Here is a 25,533-nt window from a genome sequence, read left to right on the forward strand (position 1 = left end):
AATACCAATCCATCCTAACAATTGATCGCTCAGCGAGGTTTAAAATCACCTAATCAAGGCGCTCGAATGAAGCAATAGTTATTCTATTGTAAGTTCGAGCAACGCAGAGTAGGTGCTTTTAAACCTCGCCCAAAGGGAGAATACCAGCGACTAATTGATAAGATGAATTGGTATAAGAGTTGTTATTGATTGGGAAGATTGAGTATCACGCAGTACTAGTGTTTTGGTGGAATGAGCAACTAGGCAAGGACTATGCCTAATTGCTTACCTGAGTCATATCGCAGATTTAAGCCATGTAATAAAGTCATGAGTAATTACGTCTCTGTTGATTTCATTAAACAACTCGTGCCGCGCTTCAGGATAAAACTGATGGGTTACTTTGCTGAGACCGTTTTTTTCATAGGCTTTAAGTAGACGTTTGACTCCTTTGCCATTTTCGCCAACGGGATCCTTAGTACCACTGATGACATAAATGGGTTTAGTTTTATCGATTTTATTAAGCGTCTGATCTGTGGCTAATGTAGTCAACGCATCTAACATGCCTTGCCAACTCGCTACAGAACATTCAAATCCACACAGAGGGTCGGCAACATACTGGTCGACTTCTTCTGTATCTCGACTTAACCAGTCAAACTCGGTGCGGTTGGGTTTAAACGCCTTATTGAATGCTTTAAAGGTCATGGCTGACATAAGCGCACTGTGACCTGTTTTTCCAAATCTTAATTTTTCAATACGTATGATCAATTGCGCAATTTTGCCAAGCAGCCCTGGCGGACCATTACTGGCTGATAGGGCTGCAGCAGCAATGTTATCGCCATATTGATTAAGATAAGACTGCGTCAAAAATGACCCCATAGAATGACCCAATAGGATAATAGGTAAACCTTGATGACGGCGGCGGATCTCGCCATTAAGTAAGTCAAGATCGTCTACGGCTTTGTTCCAACTGTTTTCATCCGCCATGTGCCCTAGGGGTAGACCTGCTGATATGGATTGTCCATGACCACGGTGGTCATTGGCGTAAACAGCAAAACCCTCGGCGTTTAGACTAGCGGCTAAGCGCCCATATCGCGCGCCATGTTCTGCCATACCATGTGCAACTTGTACCACAGCTTTAATGTCTGCCGTGGGTAACCATTGGTGGCAGTGAAGCTGTAAATTATCTGCGCTGATCAGTTTAAAACTAGCGATATTGGCTGTGTTTGGGTCATTGCTTGAATTGATATTGGTTTCTCCCTAACTGGATGTGTTTTATATTTAGATTGGATGACAGTGACATAGTTTATTAGTCTCATCGCTTTTTAGTGCCACGTACACCGTTGTTGAAACTAAGGTCTGTGATTGCGCCACTTTTGTCCCTTTCAAAGGTCACGGTACTGCCATCCATTGCAAAAAACGTGTCTTTACCTTGGTACCAGTGTTTTTCATTTTCTACATAAGGAGAGGCGGTAAGTAGAAACCCATTTTCGGCCGCTTCTAAAACGATATCGACCACAACAGGCTTGGTTACAGCGTAGGATCCAAGATACTCAGTCAGTTCATTTGTGCTCAGCTCGACTATGGTTTTAGTTTCGGGTTCGGCATAACCTATGTCGAATGCTTCTTTTATTCTTACCTCAAGCTCACTAATCAATTGATTGCCGTTGTTACCATTGGTCATAATGGCGTAGCCGTTACCTGAGTTTAATTCGAGATATAATTGCGACATAAAACCTTCGTCTGCACCACCATGGCCAAATCCAAGCATTTCACCCTCATCTGACATATTTATAAAAAAGCCTATACCAACATTCGGACTATCAGGTGTAGGGGCATTGGAGGTGAGTATTTCGACGGCGGTGGCCTGTGAAATCCAGTCTGTTTCAGTGCCTAAATAGGCGCTACGTACAGCACTCGCCATGTTTAACATATCTGTTGGTGTGCTCCACATTCCGGCCGCTGCGAGCGTGGCGTAGGTGTGGGCCCCGTCTGGCACTGCTGTGCCATCACCCTTGTAAGGTGTTGCCCTATTATCTACTAACTTAGAGGATATGGGTTGTTCGAAGCTAGAACGTTTCATGCCTAAAGGAGCAAACAATAAACGCTCAGCCATTGTGGGTAAAATTTCGCCTGTCACATCTTGTAGGACTAGCTGTGCTAGGGTTGTGCCTCCACCGGAATACCGCATCTTTGAGCCCGGTCGGATATCGACCCGCACTGGCGCCGTATTGGCTGGTTCTGCGCCATTTAATACTTGTATCAAAGTAGGTACGACTTCATTAGCGGCATACCCAGGAAAACCATGTACTGTGGTACCAGCGGTATGACTCAACAGTCTGCGAAGTGACACCACTTCTTGTCCTGACCAATCATGTTGAGGTAATTGCCAACTTGTGAGTAATTTGTTGACGTCAGCATCCAAATCTAAAGCATTTTCTTGGCGATACTTCATCAACACCGCGCCAAATGCAGGCTTTGAAATACTGCCAGCTTGAAACACAGTATTTTCATCTAGAGGATGATTAGTGGTGAGATCCTTGACACCACTTTGTAACGTCCAAACTACGCGGCCGTTGCGCATAAACGCCAATGATACACCCGGCACATTATAGTGTTTTTGTCGTTGCTCTAAGGTTTGTAACCAAGGCGTTTGATCCTTAATGCGAATTCGCTCAGTCAGCCCTGTCTTTAAAAGTTGTGATTCGGGTTGTGACTTTGTTTGATTCGTTTTTATTTGTTGGGGGGCAGGCTTATCACAGCCAAGTACCGCTAGCATACCAATGCTAATCGCGAAGGTCTTAATATTGGCGCTTACTTTCATCTGAATATTCCGTTGCCTAGCATGATATCAGAATACGTTTATAGGATAGCCTCGTCAATCCAGCGAAGATGTAGGTGTCTTGCACTCGTTCACTGGAAGGGTTAATGCACATCTTGTTTTTTAATCAAACATTTTTCTATTTTGATAAAAATATTGTAAATTGTATTGGTGTATTATATATATAATACACCAATACAAGAGAGAACAGAAACTTGCAGCACTCAACGCTTATTTTGCAATTATCTCCCAGTTCTGGCGAACCCATCTATCGGCAGTTGTTTGAGCAGATAAAACGCATGATCGCCAGTGGTCAATTGAACGCAGGTGATTATTTACCCTCTGTGCGGCAGTTGGCTGTTGAGCTTGAAGTGAACCCTATGACCATATCCAAAGCCTATGGATTTTTAGAATCCCATGGCGATGTAGTTAGAATGCGTGGCAAGGGAATGATGATTGCCGAGCAAGTGCATAAAGAAAGCACCAGTGAGCGTTTACAAAAGTTAACCCCTCTAGCAGAAACCTTTATTCAGCAATGCAAACAATTAGATTTAGATAAACAACAAGCGCTCGACTGGCTAAGTAAAAAATTAGAAAAGGAACTCAAATGAATCTTTCCAATATGGATAATCTCGAATCCAATGTGTTAACGCTTAATGATGTGTATAAAAGTTATGAAGGCAAACCTGTGTTGCAAGGCGTGAATTTAACTCTTAAAAAAGGCGCTGTCATGGGGTTGTTGGGTGAAAATGGTTCAGGCAAAACTACCTTGTTGAAAACGGCTTTAGGTCTATTAAGACCAAACCGAGGTGAAACATTAATATTTGCTGAAGATGCATGGAATATGTCAGCAAACACCAAACAGCGTTTAGGCTATGTGGCACAAACACTAGATTGTTTTCATTGGATGACACCGCAAGAGTTGTTTATGTACACAGGGGCGTTTTACCAAAATTGGGACGCGATAAAGGTTAAATCACTAGCTGATAAAATGCACATTGATACAACACAGCGGATCAGCAATATGTCTGAAGGGCAAAGACAACAAACCTCTATTCTTCAGGCATTAGGCCATTCGCCCGAGTTACTGGTTTTAGATGAACCCGTTGCCAGTTTAGATCCCAGTGCGCGGCGCTCTTTTATTAAAGAGTTAATTGACATTAACCTTGATGAACAGACCAGTATTTTGTTTTCCACTCATATCACTTCTGATATCGAAAGAGCTGCGGCTGATATAGCTATGTTAAAAGCAGGCAAAGTGCTTTATCAGGGCGGTATTGATGAGCTTAAAGAACAAGTGGTTCGGATTCATATAGCCAGTGAGTCGAATTTAGCCGATGTCAGTTCAGACCCTTTAGTATTGAAGCATCAAGTTGCAGGAAACACCGGGCGATTAACCGTAAAAGGATTTGATGTAAAAGGCTTAGATGTATGGGAAAAGCAGCTCAACGCCAAGATTACCGTTGAGCAATTAAGTCTTGAAGATATATTTTTGGAGCTAAACGCATGAAGCAATATTTAGCGATTATAAAAAGAGATTATGGGGCAAGTGGCGGTGAAACATTTTGGTTGCCGGCTCCCATTTATAGCCTGATTATCGTTGTTTTAATTACTTGGTTATTCGCTTCTTCGAGTGGCAGTTTCCCCGCTTGGCAATTTTTAGCTTTGAGTATACTCGGTGCATACAGAATACTGGATGATTTATCCTTGTCTCGAGGGCATAGCTTTGGTTTTTTGGCTCCTGATTTTCATACCTATCAGTTTAACTATTCAACTAGTTTAGTGTTTATTAGCAGTGTGCTGACTTGTGCCATATTCGCTAATTCGTTTTATGAATTTTTTGTTTGCCTAAGCGTATTGTGGCTAATTACTTCATCAATGTTCTTTTTTGTCAGAAAAGAGATTTGGAGGTTAACAGGCTTTATCGGGTTAGGGATTTATATCCTGATTTGGTTTTTGATGATTTATGTTAAACAAAACGAATATTTCTTTAGTCTCTGGCAAAAAATAGTCACTAGTGTTTGGTCTATTTTCTCAATCCCAGCCATCGGTATAACCATTTCCTGCGTATGCTTAGCCGTTACCTATAAAAGCTTTTTGTTAGCCAGAAGCAATTATCTAAAACCGGCAGAATACGACCCAAATTTGGCACCAAGAACGTGGAAAAAACATCGTAAAAGTTCAAACTTTACACCTCTTCAGCTTTTTGCCAATGCAAGGAGGTCATCTAAAACCTGGGGCAAAATTGAAAGTCGTGTGTTATTTGGTTTGGATATCGGTAGACATGAGGATTTATTGTATTTAGGCCTGTTTGGCGCAAAGGTGCATAGTTTCTTATTAAAATGTATCTTCGGTTTTCTAGTCGTACTGTTTGCTCTGCCGCTGTTTTTTGTCAACGAAATTAATCATGAGGCCATACTTATCCCCATTTGTATTTTTATGTTGTTTTATCTGGTGGTGGTCTGCACTGCGATAAGTCTTGAATGGATATACAACCGTAAAAGTATCTCTGATCTATGGCTTTTGGATAATAGTAAAAACCGCAGGCGTTATATGTTGAAAGTGGCGATGTTGTTTGCTGAACGAATTGGTCGAGTGAGTTTATTTGCCTGTGCTGTTTTTATGTTATTTACTCTTATCATCTCAGGTGTAAAGGGGGGATTGATAGTAGGTTTAGTTGCGTTATTAGCCGTAGCGCTTGGTTTGTTGCTACAAATGACTTATGTGTTATTTGTTACTACTAGCGTAAAAAATACTGCGTGGTTGAGATATGTCACAGTACTATTTACTGCTTTCAATTTTATTGGATGGTTGGCAGTGGCATTGTTTAGTCTGCAGCAAAAACAGTATTGGATACTTGCTTTAGCGATAGTTTTAGCGGCTGGCCTGTGCTTTACCAGTATCAAATTTTGGTGTGGTTATGCCAAAGAGTTGAGAGCATAAAAGTCATTGAAACTTTTCTCATAAATTTTTGTTTGTTTTATTCTTTTGATCTTATGTTAAGTTATCAATAAGCAGCTTCATAGAATTAGGAGTTCATTACAGTGCCAATCAATACGCAACAAGGCCTTTATCGTCTACATTTGGCGGGCAATGTATTGTGCGTAGAGATGAATAGTGTTTGGTCAAAAGGCACAGTTAAAAAAGTACTAGAAGAAACCCAACAACTGGTTGCTGGTATTAAGCATCAACCATGGGCTGCAATTGTTGATTTGCGCAATTGGATCATGCCAACTTTTGAGGCTGTTGAGGGCTTCCAGCTTATATATGATTGGTGCGCCGCGAACAATCAAACTCACGAAGTCACAATATGCCGTTTTGAGTTGCAAAAAAATATTATTGGTGATGTATCTAACTACGATACAGAACATCAATTTTATACTCAAAATATTGAGGATGCCGAACAATGGCTAGTCAGTAAGGGGTTTGTTGTTTCATTGGAGCAATGGCAACAAGCTAGGCAACAAAACTCATCTTGAAAATCTACGTATCATTATTCATTGTTATTGCATATGTGCTAGTGAGTTGCGAACGTACCCACGTTAATGACGACATTACCAAGACCTATGGCCTGCCAGATAAAAGTTCAGAATACCAAAAGCTCAAAACACAGGAGCCTGAAAGCCTAAGTGACCAAGCACTTTACAATCGTGTACTGACGTTATGGAATACAGCGTACCGTGAATTAAAACTGCCTACTTCAAAGGGTACTGCACATATAATAGTCTCAGGACCTACTGATGGCCCGCCCGTTATTTTACTTCACGGCATGAGCGCTGACTCTACCATGTGGTACCCAAATATTGAGGCGTTATCAATAAACCACAGGGTGTATGCGATAGATGATATTTTAGGACCTGGAAAATCAGAACTGAATCATGATGAAGAGTCACTCGAAATACTTATTTCTTGGTATTTCGAAATATTTGACGCCCTAGAATTGCAAAAACCAATCCTTATTGGTGCGTCTCAAGGCGGTTGGATCGCAACTAATTTAGCTTTGACAAAACCCCATAGGGTGAAAAAACTCATACTGCTTAGTCCAGCGCAAACTTTTACTTGGTTAGAGCCCAGCCTTGGTATTTTATCTAATTTGCTATATGCATTAAATCCCCAGCGTGAAGGGTTACGCAAAAACTTAGCGACTTTGTCGAGCAATGTAGAGGGTATTGAACAAATATATATTGATCATTTTTTCAGAACTATCACAACCGCATCCACATCGCCATTGCTAATGGACATGAAACCATTTGACGACACACAATTGTCATCACTCGCTTTGCCGGTGTTATTCTTAGCTGGAGATAACGATCTTTTTAATAATCAGCAAAGTGTCGATCGCGCCATTAAAATTTTGCCTAGTGTACAAGCTGAAATCGTTGCCGATAGCGGACACTTTATTAACGTGGATCAAGCAGGTTTGATAAATGGAAAAATAATGGCGTTTATCGCTGGGCGTCAAAAACAGTAAGTGTAGGGTTGGTAAAACTTCACAAAACTTACAACAGTTCATAACTATGAAAAATTCTACTTTTAGCCAGTAATGAGTACACTGCTGTTAAGTTAAATTTCAAACGAATTTTAGGAGTGTTAAAAATGTTTAGTCATGTGATGTTAGGTGCTAATGATATACAGGCATCGAAAAAATTTTACGATGCGGTCCTAGGTGCATTGGGCTACGAAGAAGGCACAATTGATCCTAAGGGACGTTGTTTTTACTTTACTAAAACTGGTGTATTTGGATTAAGTTTGCCAATTAACGGGGAGCCAGCTACTCACGGAAATGGTAGTACTTTAGGTTTTGCCATTGAAAGCGAAGAGCAGGGTTTGGCATGGCATGCTGCGGGTCTAGCAAATGGCGGCACAGCCTGTGAAGATCCTCCTGGAGTACGTGATGGCGGTACAATGAAGTTGTATTTAGCTTATCTTCGCGATCCTGCGGGTAACAAAATTTGCGTTATGAAACGAGTTGAATAGTTTTAAGTAGATTTTTCAAATCAAAAAATGCACTGGATCTTTTGATAGTGACTGATAAATGACAAAGCTGTTCTTACTTTGTCATTTTCAAGCTAACTTCAGACCAGTGGATTTTATTCTTAGCCATTTTGTTCACAGTTATAGCTCAGTACCGTTAGAACACCGATTGACCGGCCAAAAACGTAAAGACCTTACTTCCATTTTTGAAACCGCTTAGTACCCACAATCAATAACCCTGCGCCTAAATACATGGCTAAACCGTATACACCCGGCGCAATTGCGTAGTCGGGACGTTCTAAAAACGAAACTGCTATCAAAATTGCCATCGCGCTATTTTGTACGCCTACCTCAATCCCTAATGTAATGCAGTCACGTTTAACTAATTTAAAAATCAGGCCTAATAATAGGCCGGTAATAATGGCCACAATATTTAGGGAGATAGACGGCAGTAATACTTGAGAGAAGGATTCAAGGATGTTATCGCGCTCTTGATAGGTGATAGCAATAATCATAAAAATCAGAAACCCTGTCGCCAAGCGCCGGAAAAAAGGTTCGCTATTGATGGCTTGTGTTGGAAATTTATGACGTAGCACTATACCTAAAATTACTGGTAACAAAGTGATAAAAATTAGGCCCAAAGTGGTACTCAGTAGCGAAAATGATTTCACTGGATTGGTATCAAATTGGTTTATCGCAAATTGGATAATCAACGGAGTAGTGAACACACAAACTAAGGTAGTAACGGCAGTTAAACTTACTGATAAGGCTAGATTGGCTCTGGCTAAATGGCTAATAATGTTAGAACTCGTTCCACCAGGGCAAGCGGCTAAAATCATTATGCCTATCGCCAAATGTTGGCTTATACCAAATAATATCGCCACGCTGTATGCCAAAACCGGCAGTAACAATAATTGTCCAAATAAGCCTACAACAACGGCTTTAGGCTCTTTTCCTAACTCTAAAAAATCATGTTTGGTTAGGCTTAAGCCCATTCCAAACATGATGAGAGCCAAGACTATAGGCATGATGACTTGGGTTAAGATCGAATCCGTCATTGCAATATTGTTCCTGAATTGAAATACAAAAGGTTAAACCATGGAACATGTTTTCATGGCAGTCAGGCGTGTTTTTTAACTCATTTTGGCTAACTGACTAAGTGGGGCAATTCGCGCTAAGTATCTAAACAAAGCCCAAGGCCATTTAGGGACAAAACTATTAGCAACTTCTTTTTCGATGTCTTTAACCATGGCTTTGCAACCTGTTTCTAAGTCAACAATAAATGGTACCGCTTTTACTTTTTCGTTGATTTCGGTACGGATAAAGCCAGGGTGCACAGTTGTCACTTTTATTGGGGTATGACGCACATCAATGCGAATGCCCTCGCTTAGCGAGCTTAACGCAGCTTTTGTGGCAGCGTATACTGTCATTGCTCTTTGTGCGCCGCGTATCGCACTCACAGAAGATATGGTCACCAAATGGCCGGCGTTTTGGTTGCGGAATATTTCCATGGCTACTTCACATTGTGCTATCGCCGAGACAAAATTAGTGACTGCAGTTTGTTTGTTAGCATGAAAATATCCCGTGCCAATCGACGCCCCTTTACCCATTCCAGCATTAACAATGACACGGTCCAAACTACCTAAATCTTCCGCAAAGGCTTTAACTACTTCAAACACTTGGTCATGATTGTTTACATCAAGGGAGCGAATAAACACTTTAATATCAGGGTTAATTTCTAATAGTTCCTGTTTAAGTGACTCTAGATTGTCCATTCTTCTAGCACATAGCGCTAAGTTGCGACCTAATTTGGCAAATTCAATAGCCATGCCTTTGCCTAACCCTGAACTCGCCCCAGTAATTAAGATATTTTGTCTGATCATAGTGTTCTCTTATTATTGTCTGATTAATTACCCCTTGGGAATACAAGAGCGGGGTGTTGTTAACTGCTAGTAGCCTTACTTAGCTAATAGCTTATGTTGTCAATTTTATTATTTGTTCCCATGCACCTTATTGGAGTTTACTTATACGTAAGAAGGCCTTTGTTGCTGCCCTCAAATGCACTGTGTTCGTTGAGTGTGGACAAAATCACTGCTTTTTTGGTGTTAATGAGTTTGGTAATACCGCAGTTCACTAAGGTCCAGTTTAAGGTCATTAGATTGTTTGCGGGTACGCCCAAAAGATCCTGAGATAATAATGCTATTGGGCCACCAGAAGTGAATACCGCCACATTTTTTTCATCTTTTAGGTTATTCACAAGGTTAGCCAAAGCCGATTGTATTCTTGCCTGATAGTCAGGCCATGGCTCACTATAATCACCATTATGCTTGCTGCCAATCCAGCGTTCAAAAGCCTGAGCAATGACTTGCTGCAAGGCTTTATGAGGATTGTCTTGGCGACTGACGTAATTTTTGACCCCGGCAGCCGTGGCCAACTCGGGATCAAATTGTGCGAGTATGTCTTGATGGTCATATTCGTTCCAATTTGCATCCTGTTGCTGTGCAATATCGGCTTGCCCTAATGCTGTTAGGCAGCCGGTTGCAGTTTGTTGATGGCGCTGCATGCTGCCACGAACTACTCTATCAAAGCTTGCTATTCTGGCTTTAAAGCTATTCCCAAGGTGGATGGCTTGTTGTTCGCCAAGTTCAGATAAACAATCATACTCAGCCTTGCCAAAAGACGCTTGGCCATGCCTAATGAGATAAATCGCGGTCATTTTTAGATTCCTTTAACGTTTACCTTTGATGGCTTTACGACATTGCCACAACAAATAGTGTACGAAGAACCAGATGTTTTTAAAGGCTGGATTATCGGTTTGCTTGTGGTGATAACGATAATAAATCTGCTGTGCAATTGCCGCTAACCTGAATAAACCATAGACCTCATAGAAAGCAAAATTTTCTACTTTAAATCCGGTTTTCTTGAGGTAATAGTCAATGACTTCTTTGCGGCTCAGCATACCCGGTAAATGAGTCGGTTGACGCCGTGTTGATTTTGCGAGCGTATCGTCATCAGCTTGTACCCAATAGGCCAAACTATTGCCTAAGTCCATTAACGGATCGCCCAGTGTGGCAAGTTCCCAATCTAATACACCCAAAATTTTGGTTGGGTCTTTCTCATCTAATACTAAATTATCAAATCTGAAGTCGTTATGAGTCAAACAAATATGTTCATGGCTAGGCATATTGTTTCTAAGCCAATTCATGACATATTTACCGCTGGGAACGTTCCATGTTTTGGCTTTAGTATAACGCGCACTCCAACCTTCAATTTGACGTTGGGTGTAACCATTACCTTTGGCCAAATGGCTCAGTCCTGCGGCTTGGTAGTCGACTTGATGTAACTCGATTAGGCTATCTAACGCGTTTAAACATAGTTGCTTTGTGGTGTCTGGTTTTAATGTGACACCTTTTGGCAGGTTTTTCCTTGGTATTAATCCGTTGAGTTTTTCCATGACGTAAAACTCGGCGCCTAATACAGACTCGTCTTCGCAATGGCCCAACATTTCTGGCACATAGCAATACACGGGTTTTAGGGCGGCTTGTAAGCGATATTCGCGGCCCATATCGTGGGCACCTTTGGCTTTCGTCCCTGCAGGCGCGCGGCGCAAAATAACTTCGCGGCTAGTTGCATTTTGGTGTGTATAACTTAAACAGTATGTCCAGTTAGATGCACCTCCGGAATACTGGGTGACTTTTGGCTGGCCTTTAAGGTTTGGAATATTGCTTTCAAGCCAAGGGATTAACTTGGTTAAGTTAAGTTCTTCTCCTTTTCTCACTTCACCGGCAGTATCTATCACCTGTTGATTCGCTGGGCTGGACTTAAGATCAGGCATCGGGTCTAGGCCTAAAGTTTCTTAACTGCCTTTTCATCATTGCCAAATAACGCATTGGTGTTAACCAGCGTTTTAAACGATAGGCCGCGCGACCATCTTTATGAGTAATGGTCATGAACTTAAGGTTTTCACTGTCTTGATAAATGGCTTCAGCAACCTGCGCAGCAGTAATATCTGATGAACTGTGGAGCATTTTACTCACAAGTTTTGCCACCCCAGGCTGCTTGCTGCGCAGTGATTCATCAAGGTTAGTTGAAAAGAAACCGGGGCAAGCCACACTGACATGGATATTGTCGTGTGTGAGTTCTAAATGCATGGTTTCTGAAAAGCTGACCACCGCGGCTTTACTGGCATTGTAACTACCCATCAGTGGCGCAGGTGTGATCCCCGCTTGTGATGCGATATTCACGATTTTCCCCGCGCCTTGCTGCTTCATCATAGGCACAAAGGCACGGCACATTCGTACCATACCCAATACGTTAATATTGATTACCCATTCCCACTGCTCAATGTCTTCAAACTCTAAAGCACCGCCAGTTGCCACGCCGGCGTTATTTACCAAAACATCAATTTTATTCCAACAAGTTTGAAGTTGTTGTTTTAGCGATTCGATGTCAGAGTCGTTAGTGATGTCACAACGCAAAAAGAATGCTTTTCCTTGTGCATTATTGATGGCTTCTACTACCTTATTGCCACGCTCATGGTTGAGGTCAGCGACACAGACTTCAAAATTCTGTTTGGCATAATGTAATGCCAGCGCTTCACCTAAACCTGAAGCGCCACCGGTTATCAGTACTGTTTGCATCATTGGTACTTCTTCAGCTCTAGACGAGCAACCATGCCTTTATGCACTTCATCAGGTCCATCGGCTAGACGCAGGGCACGGGCGCCAGCTGCAAATCGAGCAAGCGGGAAGTCATCACACATACCGGCACCACCATGAATCTGGATCGCCATATCAACCACTTCTTCTAACATTTTTGGCACTGCAACTTTAATGGCAGATATGTCCACCATGGCATTTTTAACGCCTACGTTGTCAATTTTCCAAGCGGCTTGTAAGGTTAATAAACGAGCTTGCTCAATTGCGATTCGCGCTTCTGCAACACGTTCACGGTTACCACCTAACATCATTAGCGGTTTGCCAAAAGCAGTACGCGACATGCCTCGCTGCATAGCCAATTCTAATGCTTTTTCAGCACCACCGATTGAACGCATACAATGATGTATACGACCTGGACCTAAGCGACCTTGTGCAATGGCAAACCCTTTACCCATGCCAACTAATAAGTTTTCTTTAGGCACCCGTACATTAGTGAAATGCATTTCGCCATGGCCAGACGGTGCATCGTAGTCACCGAACGCTTGTAACATGCGTTTAATTTCAATCCCTGGCGTATCAAGAGGCACAACAACCATGCTGTGCTGGCTGTGTTTATCATTTTCAGGATTAGATAGGGCCATAAAAATCGCGATTTTGGCGTTAGGGTGTCCTAAACCTGTTGACCACCATTTTTTGCCGTTAAGCACCAATTCGTCACCATCTAATTCAACTGTCGCTTGCATATTCGTAGCGTCAGATGAGGCCACGTCAGGCTCGGTCATTCCAAATACTGAACGTATTTCACCAGCTAACAAAGGTTTGAGCCACTTTTCTTGTTGGTATTCGTTACCAAAGTGATAGAGCACTTCCATATTGCCAGTATCAGGGGCATTACAATTAAAAATTTCAGAAGCAAATAATACACGGCCCATCTCTTCTGCTAGAGGTGCATATTCCAAGGTTGTTAAACCTTTGCCTAACTTGGCATCAGGTAAAAACAGATTCCAAAGTCCGGCTTCTTGGGCTTTTTTCTTTAGCGGTTCAATTAACGGATGGGCTTGCCAATTTTTCCAATTACCGTCGGGATTGAGTTCAAGCGTTTCCGAATAAATTTGTTCTTCAACTGGATAAACGTGTTCATCCATAAAGGCTCTGACACGTTCGATATAACCTTGTGTTTTTTCGCTGTGGTTAAAATCCATAATAGTGACTCCAAAGTAGGGGGAAATGAAACTTAACGCTAGCATAGTCTCTTTATTTGATTGAATGAAATGAAAAATACTATATGGTTAATATGAATTTAATTCATTGGGTTGAAAATGGCAGACGTATCAAAAATTCAACATCTTGACCTTAATTTACTTAAGGTGTTTGAGAGTATTTATCATGAGCAAAATATGTCGCGGGCAGCTGATGTATTACATATTACTCCCTCGGCGGTGAGTCATGCGTTAAAGAGATTGCGAGAGTATTTAGGTGATCCACTTTTTCAGCGCAGCAATAATCGTATGTTACCTACGCCAGCTTGTCAGCGCATGGCGCCGCAGATAATTGATAATCTAACGCGGTTACGACAAATACTTCAGCATTGGGGGGAGTTTCAGCCCTTCAACAGTCAACATCATTTTCGTTTGGGGATCCATTACGCGCTCGAACCCTCCATTTTACCGAGGTTAGCTAAAAAATTGGCTGAGTTAGCACCTAAAGCAACGTTTTCTAGTGTCAAAGTCGATAGGGAAAATTTAACCAGAGAGCTAGGAGCAGGGCATATTGATATGGCATTTGATGTAGCGTTGCCAATTAAACCTCCGGTATTACATACCAAGCTTATCGATGGAGAGTTTTGTGTGTTAATGCGTAAAGGACACCCTTTAGAAAATAACTTAACTGAAAATAGTTATTTTACTGCCAAACATATTGGCGTATCTAATCGTCCAAGTGGTGATGCGGCAGAAGATTTTTTGTTTCAACAGCAGGGGCTTTCAAGAGATATCAGTATTCGCTGTCAAAATTACTATGCTGCAAAAGCAATGTTGAAAGAATCTGATCTTTTATTAACCGTACCCTATATGTTGAGCAAGGAGTTGCTAGCAGATTCAAAAAGACCCAATGATTTAACTGAAGTGGCTATACCTGTGCGTCTCACCAACATTGAAACCCATCTTTACTGGCATAAAAATACCCAAGATGATGAGGCTTTAAGTTGGTTTAGGGGAGTGGTGCAGTCAATGTTTGAAACATTTTAAACTTTAATAAATTACGGGTTAGGGAAATTTTTAACTTTGTTTTAAGACCATATCTTTAATTTTTATGGCTTTTTCAAAATGATCTAATTGGTGGGTGGCAATCCACCATGTGGCGGCCTCCATTAATAATTCAGGATCATCGTTTTTGTTGGCGAAAAATGCGTAGAAAGATAAACCCACAGAAGGCCCTTTAGCGGCAACTTTTTTATCGCACACATCGATGATTTTGGTTCGTAGCGACTTTCTCATACTAGGGATACGTTTTCTATATAGGGGAGGGAGAGTTATGAGGTATATTTTATCCTATACCTCATAACTTCGATTTTAGTGTTGTAACAACCTAAAAGATGCAATGCTTGGCAAAGTCTTTGCCTTCAGTTGCTGTCCAATCTGCTTTCGGCTTTTCTTTCATGTCAGCGCACCATTCTTCACTACCGATTTCTGGCGCACAACCACTTAAAAATAATGCTACCGCACATACACCAATTAACTTTTTCATAAATTATTATTCCTTAATATTGCAAACAAAGTTTCTAAATTAAATTTTAATGTTTAGCATAAAAGAATTTGTTTATGGAGTACAGAGACCATAAGCTAGTCTAGTGCTTTATTTATTTGTTATTTTAACCTTTGTTATTGTACCTATTAGTTTGTTTCGAATTGATCAGGTGAAAATTCAGAAGAGCTACTTACCTTGCTTAGTATTGTCATTCCTACGTTAAATGAATCTAAAACTGGTTACTTGGCTAAAATTCTTAGCGCGTACCAGGGGTTAACAAACATTGAGATAATTTGTGTTGACGGCGGTAGTCACGATAATACTGTTTCCTTAATTCAGCACTTTAATACTCGCCTAATTAAAACAGATATTGGCTCGCGGGCTGGGCGTCTTAATATGGGGATTAAGCAAGCTAAGTTTGACATGGTAATGTTACATCATCCACGTAGCTTACTGGAAGTTGAGGCCATTGAAGCCTTAGTAAATTCAGCAACAAGGATACAATGGGGGGCGTTTACTCACCAGTTCGACATTCAACATCCGCTATTAACTTTTACTTCTTGGTATTCGAATCGAATTCGTGGTGATTGGCGTGAGATATTTTATTTGGACCATTGTTTATTTGCCCAGAAACAGTTGTTGCTTGATGTAGGACTGATTCCAGACATCGATATTTTTGAAGATACCGAAATTTGTTTGAAACTTAAGCGCAAAGCGAAGCCTGTTAGGCTACCCTACATCAGTCGAACCTCTGCTATTCGTTTTCAAACCAATGGGATCTTGAGTCAGGCGCTTAAGAACCAATATATGAAGTGGTGTTACTATTTTAGAAGCTCGGATAAAAACATGAATGCCCATTACGAAAAGGGTATAGATTTAAATACCAAGTATAAAAAATAACTCAGAAATAAGGCTAATTTGAACCCAGAAATTGTTAATATGTTCAAGTCACAATAAGTTTGCGTTCTGTTCATACAGCTTAAGTTAAGGAAGATATGGCTGCCCTAGAAAAATTTCACATGGCTATTTGGTCAAAAACCCTATCGATCGCCTTGTTCAGTGTGACTATGTTGTTATTCTTGCCACTGATTTATCACTTTGGTGTGGCTTTGAAGCCCGCGACCAAAACGGCAATCAATGGCCATGCCACAATTGAGTCAGCTGATTTTTTGCAAAGAAAAACTCTCGCATTAGATGGGCAGTGGTTATTTTATTGGAAGCAACTACTTGAGCCTGAACAAATACAAAAGTCGCAGGGTAAGTCGACTTTTATCCAAGGACACGGCGGCTGGCAATCCTCAAACTACAATCAACACTACGGTACTATTGGATTTGCAACCTATCATTTAGACGTTGCGCTAGAGTTCGGAGCGAGCAATTTGGCGCTACAAATACCGCAAATTGAAAGTGCTTATAGTTTATATATAGACGAGCATCTTATGGCATCAGGGGGCGTGGCGTCAGATACCGAACAATCGGGAACACCTGGTTATAACACTGCCATCGTTAGGATCCCTGAAGGACTCAAAGAATTTTCGATAACGATTCAAGTCTCAAATTATCATTCTAGTTGGGGGGGACTATGGGCACCAATTGTATTGGGAGATGCTGATGCATTACATACCTTACAACGAGACAAAGTGGCACTTAGCCTTTTTATTATGGGAGCCTTGTTAATTACGGCGATCCATTCTTTGATTCAATTTTTTGTGCGCCCAACAGACAACATTCCTCTGGTGTACACCTGTTTATGTTTACTGCTTTTTCTTAGGGAATTTACAGTTGAGCATATGAGTTTTGCATTGTCATCACTCGCTGGTGGCTTTGTTTTGATAACGAAGTTAAATTTTTTAAGTTTTTATGCAGGCATTCCAATCGCCCTGTATTTTTTCCATCTGAGTTACAGTCAACAGTTCCACTACCAGTTTTGCCGATTTATCTATTTGCTGAGTATGCTGTTTTCAGCCTATATCTTATTTTTCCCTACCCGTTACTTTGGCGTACCTTTAGTTATCTACGAAGTAGTCGCGGTGTTCGTGATGCTTTACATCTTGCAACGCATTTGGGTTGCAAATCGTCATAAACAGCGGGGCGCAGGCGTCTTATTAATTGGCTCGTTAATCGCGTTTTCCTTTGCTCTCAATGATATTTTAAATGCTGTTGGTGTGATTACAACTGGCAGATTTTTTAGTCTTGGAATTATTGGTTTTATTATGTCGCAGAGTTTCGTGACAAATAATCGCGTTAATCAATTGACTAGTAACAATGAAACTCTGACAGATAAGCTTAAAGAGCGAAATGCTGATTTAATGCTAATGAGTGAACTTCTAGAGACTAAAGTTGAACAGCGAACCCGACAACTTAAATTAGCCAATAAAGAGCTTAAGGCTTTGGCTAATAACGACCCCCTTACAAATACGTACAATCGACATGGTTTACAACAATACATTCAGGCGGCGTTTGAGCGCTATCGTCGTTCTCAAGAGTGTTTTTGCATCCTGCTGGTAGATTACGATCATTTTAAAGAAATTAACGACAGTTACGGTCATGATGTGGGCGATATTGTATTGATTACCGGAGCTGATCTGATTAAGGCCGGCATTAGAGAGCAAGATAAACTAGCACGCTGGGGAGGTGAGGAGTTTTTGGTTTTACTACCTAACACAGATCTACAAGGTGCATTTGCAATCGCTAATAAACTTAAAGATGCAATTTTTGCTCACCCAATAGGCCAGCCCGTTGGCGTGAAAGTATCGATAAGCGGTGGGATCGCTGAGGTCCAGAAGAATGATACCTTTGAAACATTGTTTAAACGGGCCGATGATGCATTGTATCAAGCTAAACAGAACGGAAGAAATCAAATACGTAGTTAGCCCGTAACGCGCTATAAACCATTTAACATGTCACGCAATTTTTTATCTGCCAATTCAGATGGCGATAAGGATTCATCTTGCTGTTTGGCTTCTATAAGGTCATCGCCAAACAAGGCCGCTAAGTTAGCCTTAGCTTGAGCTGCTTTTTGTTTGTCGACGCCTATTTTCGTTTTGTTGCTTGGTTTGAAGTAGTCGCAAAAATTAGCTTTTTCCGTATCACTAATATGTTCGGCTCGTTCTTCCTGGCAGCGCTGATTAACAAAATAAACACACATCTTACAAACATGTTGATCTGCTTTACAGTTGTCACATTCTTCTCGTCGTGACATTGGCAGGATGACCTTGCCTAATGGTTTTGTACATTTCCAACAAACAAATTCTGTAGACATAACTTCGAGACCTCACTAAAACTGGTCAAACATAATGGCGTTTCCATCTGGATCTTTCAATACACAATGGGTCGGTCCAGATTCCCCTTGTGTTGGGGTATCAATAGTAATGTCATTGTCTAACAAATGTTTTTCAATTGCCCTTACATTTGTGGGGTTAAAGGTGAGGATGTTGGACTCGAACATTCCTTCAAATATTCCAATTACTGTGGTGTCTTTTTGTAGAATCAACCATTTATCTTCGATAGAGCCACATTGTGGGTGGGCCTTAAACCCTAAGGTTTCATAAAATTTTTTTGATTTTTTGATATCTTTAACACTAAGGCTAACTGAAAACTGACCTAACTCCATTGGAGCCTCCTTACGTATGGGTTGTCGCTGGTTTCTCAGATGTACGAAATGCAATTGCACTTACTACAGAAAACAATAGTCCAATAATAAACACTGTGGCAAACATCACTGCTGATTGAGTAAGATGGCTACTCATTAATTCGCCGTAATGAGCTAATTCTTCGAGCTGTTGTTCCATGCTGAGGGGATCAAGGCCACTGCTGCGAATTTGTTGTTCTGAATATTGTATATAGGTAGCAGTAAACTCTGGATTGATAAATTCTAAATATACCCAGTTATATGCTGCAAAAATACTGGCAGCGATAAGACTGATCCCTAGACCCACATTAAAGCCAGCTAGAAAACTTAATGGAGTCGGCGCGGTGTTTCCTTTGAATTCTTTGATCCCCATAACCACAGCCAACGAACTGATGAGCATCACGCTATAGCCAACAATTTCACCTTTTGTGAAATTATCTGGACTGGTTCCTAACAATACATGTGACAGGTAAAAACTGATAACCAGTGCTAACCCATATAAAAATCCAAAGCGAATAATAGAACTCATGGGTGCAGCCTGTGTTGTGATTAGAAAGTCTAACTGTATGTTATTTCTGTGGAAAATAAAGTTTTTGAGAGGGTGAAAATCGGGTGAGTGTGATAAAACGAGTAATTTATATCGAGATTAAACTACTACAAGACTTCGTCCTTGAAGTCTTCTGAAACATTTAAAGTTAGTCGTGATTGATTGAACCTATGTTATGTATGCTCAAGTCGGCTCCTTTAAACTCTTCTTCTTCTGATAATCGTATGGTAGTGACTTTATTAACAAGTCCATATACAACCAAGCCTCCTAGTAACGCGATAACTATACCTGCAATCGTGCCAATTAATTGTGCTGTAAAAGAGACCCCGCCCAGTCCACCTAATGACTCGAGACCGAATATACCGGCAGCAATACCGCCCCAGGCACCACAAACGCCATGCAAAGGCCATACACCTAATACATCATCAATTTTTTTGGTTTGCTGCATAATGGTAAACAGTTTGACGAAAATCCAACCTGCAATTAAGCCTACAAATAAAGATCCAATCGGATGCATCACGTCAGAACCCGCACAAACGGCCACCAAACCAGCTAAGGGACCATTGTGAATAAAGCCCGGGTCATTTTTACCAAACCATAAGGCCGCTAAAATCCCTCCGACCATCGCCATTAAAGAGTTCATGGCGACTAACCCACTGATGCCGTCCATGCTTTGCGCTGACATAACGTTAAAGCCAAACCAACCAATACATAATATCCATGTACCTAAAGCAAGAAATGGAATATTTGATGGGGCAAAGGCAATCAGTCTGTTGTCTTTTTCCCTGCCTCTTCGTAAACCTAGAAAGTAAACACCTACTAACGCTAACCAGCCTCCCATTCCATGAACCACAACCGAGCCAGCAAAATCATGGAAGCTCGCTCCTGTGGTTTGTTGTAACCAAGCTTGAAAACCGTGGTTGCCATTCCAAATTAATCCTTCAAAAAACGGATACACTACTGAAACAATGAGTGCCGAGGCTATTAAAAACGGGTAAAACCTTGCTCTTTCGGCAATGCCACCGGAAATAATTGCAGGTATAGCTGCGGCAAAGGTCATTAGGAAAAAGAATTTTACTAAGTCATAGCCGTTATTGGATGCAAGCGTTTGGGCATTGTTAAAAAAGGTTACGTCGTAAGCTATCCAATACCCTATGAAAAAGTAGGCAATACATGAAACTGCAAAGTCTGTAATAATTTTAACTAAGGCATTAACCTGATTTTTGTGTCGGACTGTACCCACTTCTAAAAATGCAAAACCAGCGTGCATGGCAAAAACCATGATTGCACCTATAAGTAAGAAGTATGTATTAGAACTATGTACCAGTGTTTCAACGGCACTATTAATATCTTGCATGTGGGCTCTCAATTTATAATTAGAATAAGTTTTTTAGGAAATACTTTGTGAATAAAGCTAGAACTAAGTCCGTTAAATAGCGTCTTCACCTTCTTCTGAGGTGCGAATACGAATAGCGCGCTCAACGTTAAAGACAAATATTTTTCCGTCACCAATTTTGCCGGTATTAGCCTTAGCGGTTATCACTTCAATACACCGTTCAACCTGATCATCAACTACTACTATTTCAAGTTTCATTTTAGGTAAAAAGTCTACTTTGTACTCAGCCCCACGATAGGTTTCGGTATGCCCCTTTTGGCGACCATAGCCTTTAACTTCGGTGACAGTTAAACCTAATATCCCGGCTTCGGTTAAGGCTTCTCGTACATCTTCAAGTTTAAAGGGCTTAATTATGGCTTCGATCTTCTTCAATTTTTTATGCTCCAAATTGTAAAAACTACATATATTACAGAAGCATGACGCACAGATAAGGCAGTCGTTAGAACGAAAAAAGATAAATAATTATTTTTAGTTAACACCTAGTTAACACTTGCTTAATGTTTTCGGTGTCCTAATTAAGACTCAATGAGTTTTAATTCTTTTGCTTTGGCAACGGCCTCGCTACGACTTTTCACCAATAATTTGCGGTAAACTGATTTTAGGTGGGTTTTGATAGTATTTACTGAAAGAAAGGAAGCATCCGCTAATTGTTGATTGGTTAAGCCCTGTGCTAAGCCTCGGAGCAATGTCAGTTCTTTGATTGTCAATATATGAGGTGCCGCTTTTCTGACCCTAAGGTTTAAACGCCACCATAAACAAGTCGTCGCCACCCCTAAAAACAAAAAAAAGCAGGCAATAATACCAATATATAATTGTTGATTAAGTCGGAAGGAAAACACTTGGTACTCGAGTGTTTTGAAGCATGCCAGGGCAAAAGCTAACAGTGTTCCATAGCGGATCACTAAGGGTATTGTTGTAATTTGATGCAGCAGATTTTGAAAGTGTTTTTTCATAATTAGACTTTTTTGATTGAGTAGAGTGTCTCAGACAATCATTCATCGGTAAACCTTTTGGGGTAAATAATGAATTAGTCACACTAGATAGACTGTTATCAGGGGACATGAAATAATTACATCGCTATTAATAATAGCTTCACATTATAAAAGGCAACTAAAAATAAATGAGTAATTTAAAACGCGTACAATTGATATTGGTTATTTGTTTGATCAGCATAGGAATTGATCAAGGCACTAAGTGGTATGCCTCTGAGTATTTACCCAAATTTGAAATGACCAGTTATTGGGGAGACTTGTTGCGTATTGGGTATATCGAAAATACCGGTGCTTTTTTAGGGATGGGAAGTGGGATGTCAGACACTGCCAAGTTTTGGATATTTGTGTGTGCAGTAGGTTTGATTCTTGCGGCTTTGTTGGTTTATATTTTAAGAACAAGCACCCATACCGTATTTGGTTTATCTTCGTTAATTCTTATTTTTTCAGGTGGTATTAGTAATTTTTATGACAGGGCGCTTAATAATGGCGCAGTGATTGATTTTTTAAATATTGGAATTGGATCTGTAAGAACTGGGATCTTTAACGTAGCTGATATGGCAATCATGCTAGGGGTCTTTATGTTATTGTTTGCTAAAGATAGAAAAGCCGAACCTAAGGTGTAAAAGTCAGGTGGTAAACAACACCCAATCTGGTAAGTCAGGCGTGTATCAATCACCTTTAACCAAGTTGTTTGCCCGCCAGCAACCCAAAGTGAAAGCTAAAAAGGGTATGGCAAATTTGTTACTTACTTACGCCGAACATGACAATAAAAGAATTGCAGCTCTTTTAAGTCGTTGGATAGACGATAAGAAATAGCGGAAATTAGATTTTGTAGTGGTTATCTGTTTGACGTAGATTTCTAATAAAATTAATCATTCGCATGGATTTATAAGGCTTGTGAATATATTGGTAAAGTAGAACAGTATTTTCAGACCGATAAAACGGTCTTTGTTGTTCTTCAGCGTATTTTCTCATGCGAAATTGGCATATAGTGAGTTTATTGGATAGCTAGATTGGTTGTGTATCTAAACGAATTTTCATTCCGCTAGTTAAAAAGGATTGCCAGCGTTTCATGTCTATTGTTAAAAATAATCGGATTACCTGGGTGTCTCGCTTCTCGTCCATTTTGATATTCTTGGCTTGTATAGGGATATTTGCTCCGCTAATCGTGCATTTTGGGCATGCACTAAGTCCATCAAAAAAAACGGCCGAAAAGGGGGAGTTATTTTTACAAATATCTGACTTTGAATTAAACAGTAAGGTGGCATTAACCGATGGTTGGTTGTTTTTTGAAAGCCAATTAGTGTTACCTCATGAAGCTCAAGGCTTGCGCCAGCAAGCGAATGTTATTCAAGGGGTGAGTGGTTGGAAGTTTGAAGGGCAACACAGCAATCACTTGAATGGATACGGTACCTATTATTTAACTATCCATTTACCAAAAGAAAAACGTGACTTCGCCATGAAGATTCCGCAAATAGAGTCCGCATATCGATTATATATTGATGATAATCTTATGGCTCAAGGCGGCGTAGTTTCGGACCTGAAATCTACCGCGAAACCTGGATATAACAGCGAAATCATCTTATTGCCTAACGATAAAAGTAGCTTTACGTTAACCATTCAAGTGTCGAGTTATCACACTGCATGGGGCGGATTGTGGACACCGATTGTAATTGGCAATGCCAATGATATGTTTGCCACTCAGCGTGATCTAGTTGCTCTTAGTATGTTTATTCTAGGGGTGCTAACCATCACAGCGGCTTTTTATTTGATTCAGTTTTACCTGCGACCGACTGAGAAAATGCCGTTGGTGTTCGCCTGCTTATGTATGTTGCTATTGTTTCGAGAATTTACTAACGAACATATGCTGTTTGTTTTACAGTTTTTAGACGTTAATTTTATCGCAACTGTAAAAATGAATTATCTAACTTTTTATCTAGGTGTTCCAACCATTTTGTATTTTATGCAGTTGTGTTTTCCGCAAATTTTTAGGAAAAATGTCACTAGAGTCTGTTATGGGATATCCGCCTTTTTTTCAGTATTTGTATTGGTCAGTCCAACACAAACTATCGGTTATTCGTTATTGAGTTATCAAGCCTATTGTCTTGTGGTCACAACATATTTGTTAGTTTGTTTATGCATTGCCAGCTTCAAAAAATTACCTGCCGCAAAAATGATGTTGCTGGGGTGTTTTATTCTCGGCTTTTTTGCCATTAACGATATTCTTTTTGCGATGGATTTATTGGCAACTGGACGCTTTTTTAGTTTAGGCATAGTCGGATTTATCTTATGTCAGGGCTATGTCATTAATAACCATTTTAATGAAGTACGCAGTCGCAATGAAGCATTGTCTGGGCAACTGCAGCAGCGAAACATCGAATTGCAGCAATTGGGTGCTGAATTGGAAACAAAAGTTGAACAACGTACTCGCGAATTAGAGAAGGCTAATAGAGAATTACAGACATTAGCTGAGATTGATCAACTAACTGGCTCTCTGAATCGTCTTGGTTTGCAGAAGTATTTACAATCTTGTTTTGAACGATTGCGCCGTTCAAATGAGCCAAGCAGTATTGTGCTATTCGACTTTGATAATTTTAAGAATATCAATGATTCCTTTGGGCATAATAATGGCGATAAAATACTAAAGTCTGCCGTTACCATAACCAAAGAATTGATTAGAGAGCAAGATAAGATAGCAAGGTGGGGAGGGGAAGAGTTTTTAGTATTGCTTCCAGACACTGAAAAAAACGGCGCGCTCGCTATTGCAGAAAAGCTGCGTATAGCAATTGAAGAACAACTTTCTGATAGCCTAGCGGCCGAAGTACCAGTTACCATTACAGCGGGTGTGGCACAATTTCAACACAACGAGACTTTTGAAATTTTGTTTAAAAGAGCAGACAATGCCATGTATAAAGGCAAACGTATGGGGCGCAATTGCGTGCAGAGTTAGTTAGACTTTTTGGCGTTTAAGTTGACTCAGTCTTGTGAGTTCCCAATTTAATCCGGCGGTGGAAGTCCTTTAACGCCGTTAGCTTTTAACAGATCGACTTTTAATTGTTGGGGTGAAGCAACAGCATCACTATCTCTTGGTTATTCTAGATCTAGACCTGCGTGTTTTGGCGGATTAAATTATGATAAATGTGGTGCAGTCGGTCCAATTCCTCGCGGTCAATGTGAGGGTTCTGCAGAAGTGTTTGAATGCTTTGATCTAGTTGGTATAAGGTCTCGCGCATGGCACTGTTTGGTACTAAACTTTGCATCCAGGTGATGGCCGCTAATCGTTGTCCTTTGGTTACGGCTGTGACTTTATGTAAGCTACTAGATGGGTACAATACTGCATCACCCGCCTGACCTTTAAATCGTTGTTCTCCAAATTCGGTCTGGATAATTAATTCGCCACCTTGGTAAGTATCAGGATCACATAAAAATGTGGTCATCGACATATCTGAACGTAAAACATCTTGGCTATTTGGCATGCGCATAATGGCAGCATCCACATGAAAACCGTAGGCTTCACCTGCCGTATAACGGTTAAAAGCGGGGGGGAATATTCTGTGGGGTAACGCCGCTGACACCAATTTGGGATTGGCGCCAAAAATACCTAACAATTGATTGGTTAATTGTTTTATTTTTGGATCTTCTGGATTGGCTTGTACATTTTGCTTAACAGAAGCGGCCATTCCCATGGCCGTTTCCTTACCATCAAGCCATGGCGCAAGATTAAGGCTATCTCTGAAACTGGTAACTTGTGCTTCGGATAACAACTGCTTAATAATGACCATGGTTCATTCCT

29 protein-coding genes are annotated in these 25,533 nt (G+C 40.6%); 12 read left to right on the plus strand and 17 right to left on the minus strand.

What is annotated here, in order from left to right; translation table 11 throughout:
* Window positions 1-273: 273 nt before the first annotated feature.
* Window positions 274-1,110: a lysophospholipase gene (locus tag ABJK37_RS14740; RefSeq protein WP_348355399.1), complete on the minus strand. Its 837-nt coding sequence runs from the start codon at window positions 1,108-1,110 to the stop codon at window positions 274-276.
* 181 nt (window positions 1,111-1,291) lie between these two features.
* Window positions 1,292-2,800: a serine hydrolase domain-containing protein gene (locus ABJK37_RS14745; RefSeq protein ID WP_348355402.1), complete on the minus strand. Its 1,509-nt coding sequence runs from the start codon at window positions 2,798-2,800 to the stop codon at window positions 1,292-1,294.
* 212 nt (window positions 2,801-3,012) lie between these two features.
* Between ABJK37_RS14745 and ABJK37_RS14750 the strand changes: the two genes are divergently transcribed.
* The 6 genes from ABJK37_RS14750 (at window position 3,013) to ABJK37_RS14775 (ending at window position 7,774) form a co-directional block, all read left to right on the plus strand.
* Complete coding sequence (locus tag ABJK37_RS14750) at window positions 3,013-3,408, plus strand: GntR family transcriptional regulator (protein WP_348355405.1); 396 nt, start codon at window positions 3,013-3,015, stop codon at window positions 3,406-3,408.
* Entirely contained in the window at window positions 3,405-4,307 is a 903-nt protein-coding gene (locus ABJK37_RS14755; RefSeq protein ID WP_348355408.1) for an ABC transporter ATP-binding protein, read from the plus strand. Before ABJK37_RS14750 ends, ABJK37_RS14755 begins: the two co-directional genes overlap by 4 nt.
* Window positions 4,304-5,740, plus strand: coding sequence for a hypothetical protein (locus ABJK37_RS14760; RefSeq protein WP_348355411.1), 1,437 nt, complete (start codon window positions 4,304-4,306; stop codon window positions 5,738-5,740). The genes ABJK37_RS14755 and ABJK37_RS14760 overlap by 4 nt, the downstream gene beginning before the upstream one ends.
* 101 nt (window positions 5,741-5,841) lie before the next feature.
* The gene (locus ABJK37_RS14765) at window positions 5,842-6,276 is read left to right on the plus strand and encodes a hypothetical protein (RefSeq protein WP_348355414.1); all 435 of its coding nucleotides are present in this window, start codon (window positions 5,842-5,844) and stop codon (window positions 6,274-6,276) included.
* Complete coding sequence (locus ABJK37_RS14770; RefSeq protein WP_348355417.1) at window positions 6,273-7,268, plus strand: alpha/beta hydrolase; 996 nt, start codon at window positions 6,273-6,275, stop codon at window positions 7,266-7,268. The genes ABJK37_RS14765 and ABJK37_RS14770 overlap by 4 nt, the downstream gene beginning before the upstream one ends.
* Before the next feature lie 125 nt (window positions 7,269-7,393).
* Window positions 7,394-7,774: a VOC family protein gene (locus ABJK37_RS14775; RefSeq protein WP_348355420.1), complete on the plus strand. Its 381-nt coding sequence runs from the start codon at window positions 7,394-7,396 to the stop codon at window positions 7,772-7,774.
* A 191-nt stretch (window positions 7,775-7,965) separates the two neighbouring features.
* On the opposite strand, the gene ABJK37_RS14780 is transcribed toward ABJK37_RS14775, so the two are convergent.
* The 6 genes from ABJK37_RS14780 to ABJK37_RS14805 all read right to left on the minus strand — a co-directional run bounded on the left by ABJK37_RS14780 (window position 7,966) and on the right by ABJK37_RS14805 (window position 13,631).
* Window positions 7,966-8,835: a bile acid:sodium symporter family protein gene (locus tag ABJK37_RS14780; RefSeq protein WP_348356083.1), complete on the minus strand. Its 870-nt coding sequence runs from the start codon at window positions 8,833-8,835 to the stop codon at window positions 7,966-7,968.
* A gap of 69 nt (window positions 8,836-8,904) precedes the next feature.
* Entirely contained in the window at window positions 8,905-9,654 is a 750-nt protein-coding gene (locus ABJK37_RS14785; protein ID WP_348355423.1) for an SDR family oxidoreductase, read from the minus strand.
* A gap of 137 nt (window positions 9,655-9,791) precedes the next feature.
* Window positions 9,792-10,487, minus strand: coding sequence for a histidine phosphatase family protein (locus ABJK37_RS14790; RefSeq protein WP_348355426.1), 696 nt, complete (start codon window positions 10,485-10,487; stop codon window positions 9,792-9,794).
* Window positions 10,488-10,499: 12 nt separating this feature from the next.
* Window positions 10,500-11,606, minus strand: coding sequence for a phosphotransferase family protein (locus ABJK37_RS14795; RefSeq protein WP_348355429.1), 1,107 nt, complete (start codon window positions 11,604-11,606; stop codon window positions 10,500-10,502).
* Window positions 11,599-12,414: an SDR family oxidoreductase gene (locus ABJK37_RS14800; RefSeq protein WP_348355432.1), complete on the minus strand. Its 816-nt coding sequence runs from the start codon at window positions 12,412-12,414 to the stop codon at window positions 11,599-11,601. Before ABJK37_RS14800 ends, ABJK37_RS14795 begins: the two co-directional genes overlap by 8 nt.
* On the minus strand, window positions 12,411-13,631 hold the full coding sequence (locus ABJK37_RS14805; RefSeq protein ID WP_348355435.1) for an acyl-CoA dehydrogenase family protein: 1,221 nt from the start codon (window positions 13,629-13,631) through the stop codon (window positions 12,411-12,413). The genes ABJK37_RS14800 and ABJK37_RS14805 overlap by 4 nt, the downstream gene beginning before the upstream one ends.
* A 117-nt stretch (window positions 13,632-13,748) precedes the next feature.
* On the opposite strand from ABJK37_RS14805, the gene ABJK37_RS14810 reads away from it, so the two are divergent.
* Complete coding sequence (locus ABJK37_RS14810) at window positions 13,749-14,675, plus strand: LysR family transcriptional regulator (RefSeq protein WP_348355438.1); 927 nt, start codon at window positions 13,749-13,751, stop codon at window positions 14,673-14,675.
* Between the two features lie 30 nt (window positions 14,676-14,705).
* Here ABJK37_RS14810 and ABJK37_RS14815 read toward each other — a convergent pair whose 3' ends face one another.
* Window positions 14,706-14,924, minus strand: a complete 219-nt coding sequence (locus ABJK37_RS14815; protein WP_348355441.1) for a DUF6500 family protein — start codon at window positions 14,922-14,924, stop codon at window positions 14,706-14,708.
* Between the two features lie 91 nt (window positions 14,925-15,015).
* Window positions 15,016-15,174 (minus strand): DUF3012 domain-containing protein, encoded by a 159-nt coding sequence (locus tag ABJK37_RS14820; RefSeq protein WP_348355444.1) that lies wholly within the window; start codon window positions 15,172-15,174, stop codon window positions 15,016-15,018.
* Window positions 15,175-15,369: 195 nt separating this feature from the next.
* Here ABJK37_RS14820 and ABJK37_RS14825 point away from each other — a divergent pair, with 195 nt between their 5' ends.
* Window positions 15,370-16,074 (plus strand): glycosyltransferase, encoded by a 705-nt coding sequence (locus ABJK37_RS14825; RefSeq protein ID WP_348355447.1) that lies wholly within the window; start codon window positions 15,370-15,372, stop codon window positions 16,072-16,074.
* 95 nt (window positions 16,075-16,169) lie between these two features.
* Entirely contained in the window at window positions 16,170-18,047 is a 1,878-nt protein-coding gene (locus tag ABJK37_RS14830) for a diguanylate cyclase (protein WP_348355450.1), read from the plus strand.
* 11 nt (window positions 18,048-18,058) lie between these two features.
* Here the strand turns inward: ABJK37_RS14830 and ABJK37_RS14835 are convergent, their stop codons facing one another.
* From ABJK37_RS14835 to ABJK37_RS14860, 6 genes are all read right to left on the minus strand, one after another.
* Window positions 18,059-18,436: a hypothetical protein gene (locus tag ABJK37_RS14835; protein ID WP_348355453.1), complete on the minus strand. Its 378-nt coding sequence runs from the start codon at window positions 18,434-18,436 to the stop codon at window positions 18,059-18,061.
* Window positions 18,437-18,451: 15 nt separating this feature from the next.
* Window positions 18,452-18,787, minus strand: a complete 336-nt coding sequence (locus tag ABJK37_RS14840; RefSeq protein WP_348355456.1) for a VOC family protein — start codon at window positions 18,785-18,787, stop codon at window positions 18,452-18,454.
* Between the two features lie 10 nt (window positions 18,788-18,797).
* A complete protein-coding gene (locus ABJK37_RS14845) occupies window positions 18,798-19,334 on the minus strand; it encodes a DUF4199 domain-containing protein (RefSeq protein WP_348355459.1) in 537 nt (178 codons plus the stop codon).
* Between the two features lie 166 nt (window positions 19,335-19,500).
* Window positions 19,501-20,709, minus strand: coding sequence for an ammonium transporter (locus tag ABJK37_RS14850; RefSeq protein ID WP_348355462.1), 1,209 nt, complete (start codon window positions 20,707-20,709; stop codon window positions 19,501-19,503).
* A 72-nt stretch (window positions 20,710-20,781) separates the two neighbouring features.
* On the minus strand, window positions 20,782-21,120 hold the full coding sequence (locus tag ABJK37_RS14855; RefSeq protein ID WP_348355465.1) for a P-II family nitrogen regulator: 339 nt from the start codon (window positions 21,118-21,120) through the stop codon (window positions 20,782-20,784).
* Between the two features lie 143 nt (window positions 21,121-21,263).
* Window positions 21,264-21,701, minus strand: coding sequence for a LuxR C-terminal-related transcriptional regulator (locus ABJK37_RS14860; protein ID WP_348355468.1), 438 nt, complete (start codon window positions 21,699-21,701; stop codon window positions 21,264-21,266).
* A 167-nt stretch (window positions 21,702-21,868) separates the two neighbouring features.
* On the opposite strand from ABJK37_RS14860, the gene lspA reads away from it, so the two are divergent.
* The 3 genes from lspA to ABJK37_RS14875 all read left to right on the plus strand — a co-directional run bounded on the left by lspA (window position 21,869) and on the right by ABJK37_RS14875 (window position 24,690).
* The gene (gene lspA, locus ABJK37_RS14865; protein ID WP_348355471.1) at window positions 21,869-22,363 is read left to right on the plus strand and encodes a signal peptidase II; all 495 of its coding nucleotides are present in this window, start codon (window positions 21,869-21,871) and stop codon (window positions 22,361-22,363) included.
* Between the two features lie 7 nt (window positions 22,364-22,370).
* A complete protein-coding gene (locus ABJK37_RS14870; protein WP_348355474.1) occupies window positions 22,371-22,556 on the plus strand; it encodes a hypothetical protein in 186 nt (61 codons plus the stop codon).
* Window positions 22,557-22,812: 256 nt separating this feature from the next.
* Entirely contained in the window at window positions 22,813-24,690 is a 1,878-nt protein-coding gene (locus ABJK37_RS14875) for a diguanylate cyclase (RefSeq protein ID WP_348355477.1), read from the plus strand.
* 151 nt (window positions 24,691-24,841) lie between these two features.
* On the opposite strand, the gene ABJK37_RS14880 is transcribed toward ABJK37_RS14875, so the two are convergent.
* Window positions 24,842-25,522, minus strand: coding sequence for a Fe2+-dependent dioxygenase (locus ABJK37_RS14880; protein ID WP_348355480.1), 681 nt, complete (start codon window positions 25,520-25,522; stop codon window positions 24,842-24,844).
* Window positions 25,523-25,533: the final 11 nt, after the last annotated feature.

The sequence above is a fragment of the Paraglaciecola sp. genome (genome assembly GCF_039964565.1).
In the GTDB taxonomy this organism is placed as follows: domain Bacteria; phylum Pseudomonadota; class Gammaproteobacteria; order Enterobacterales; family Alteromonadaceae; genus Paraglaciecola.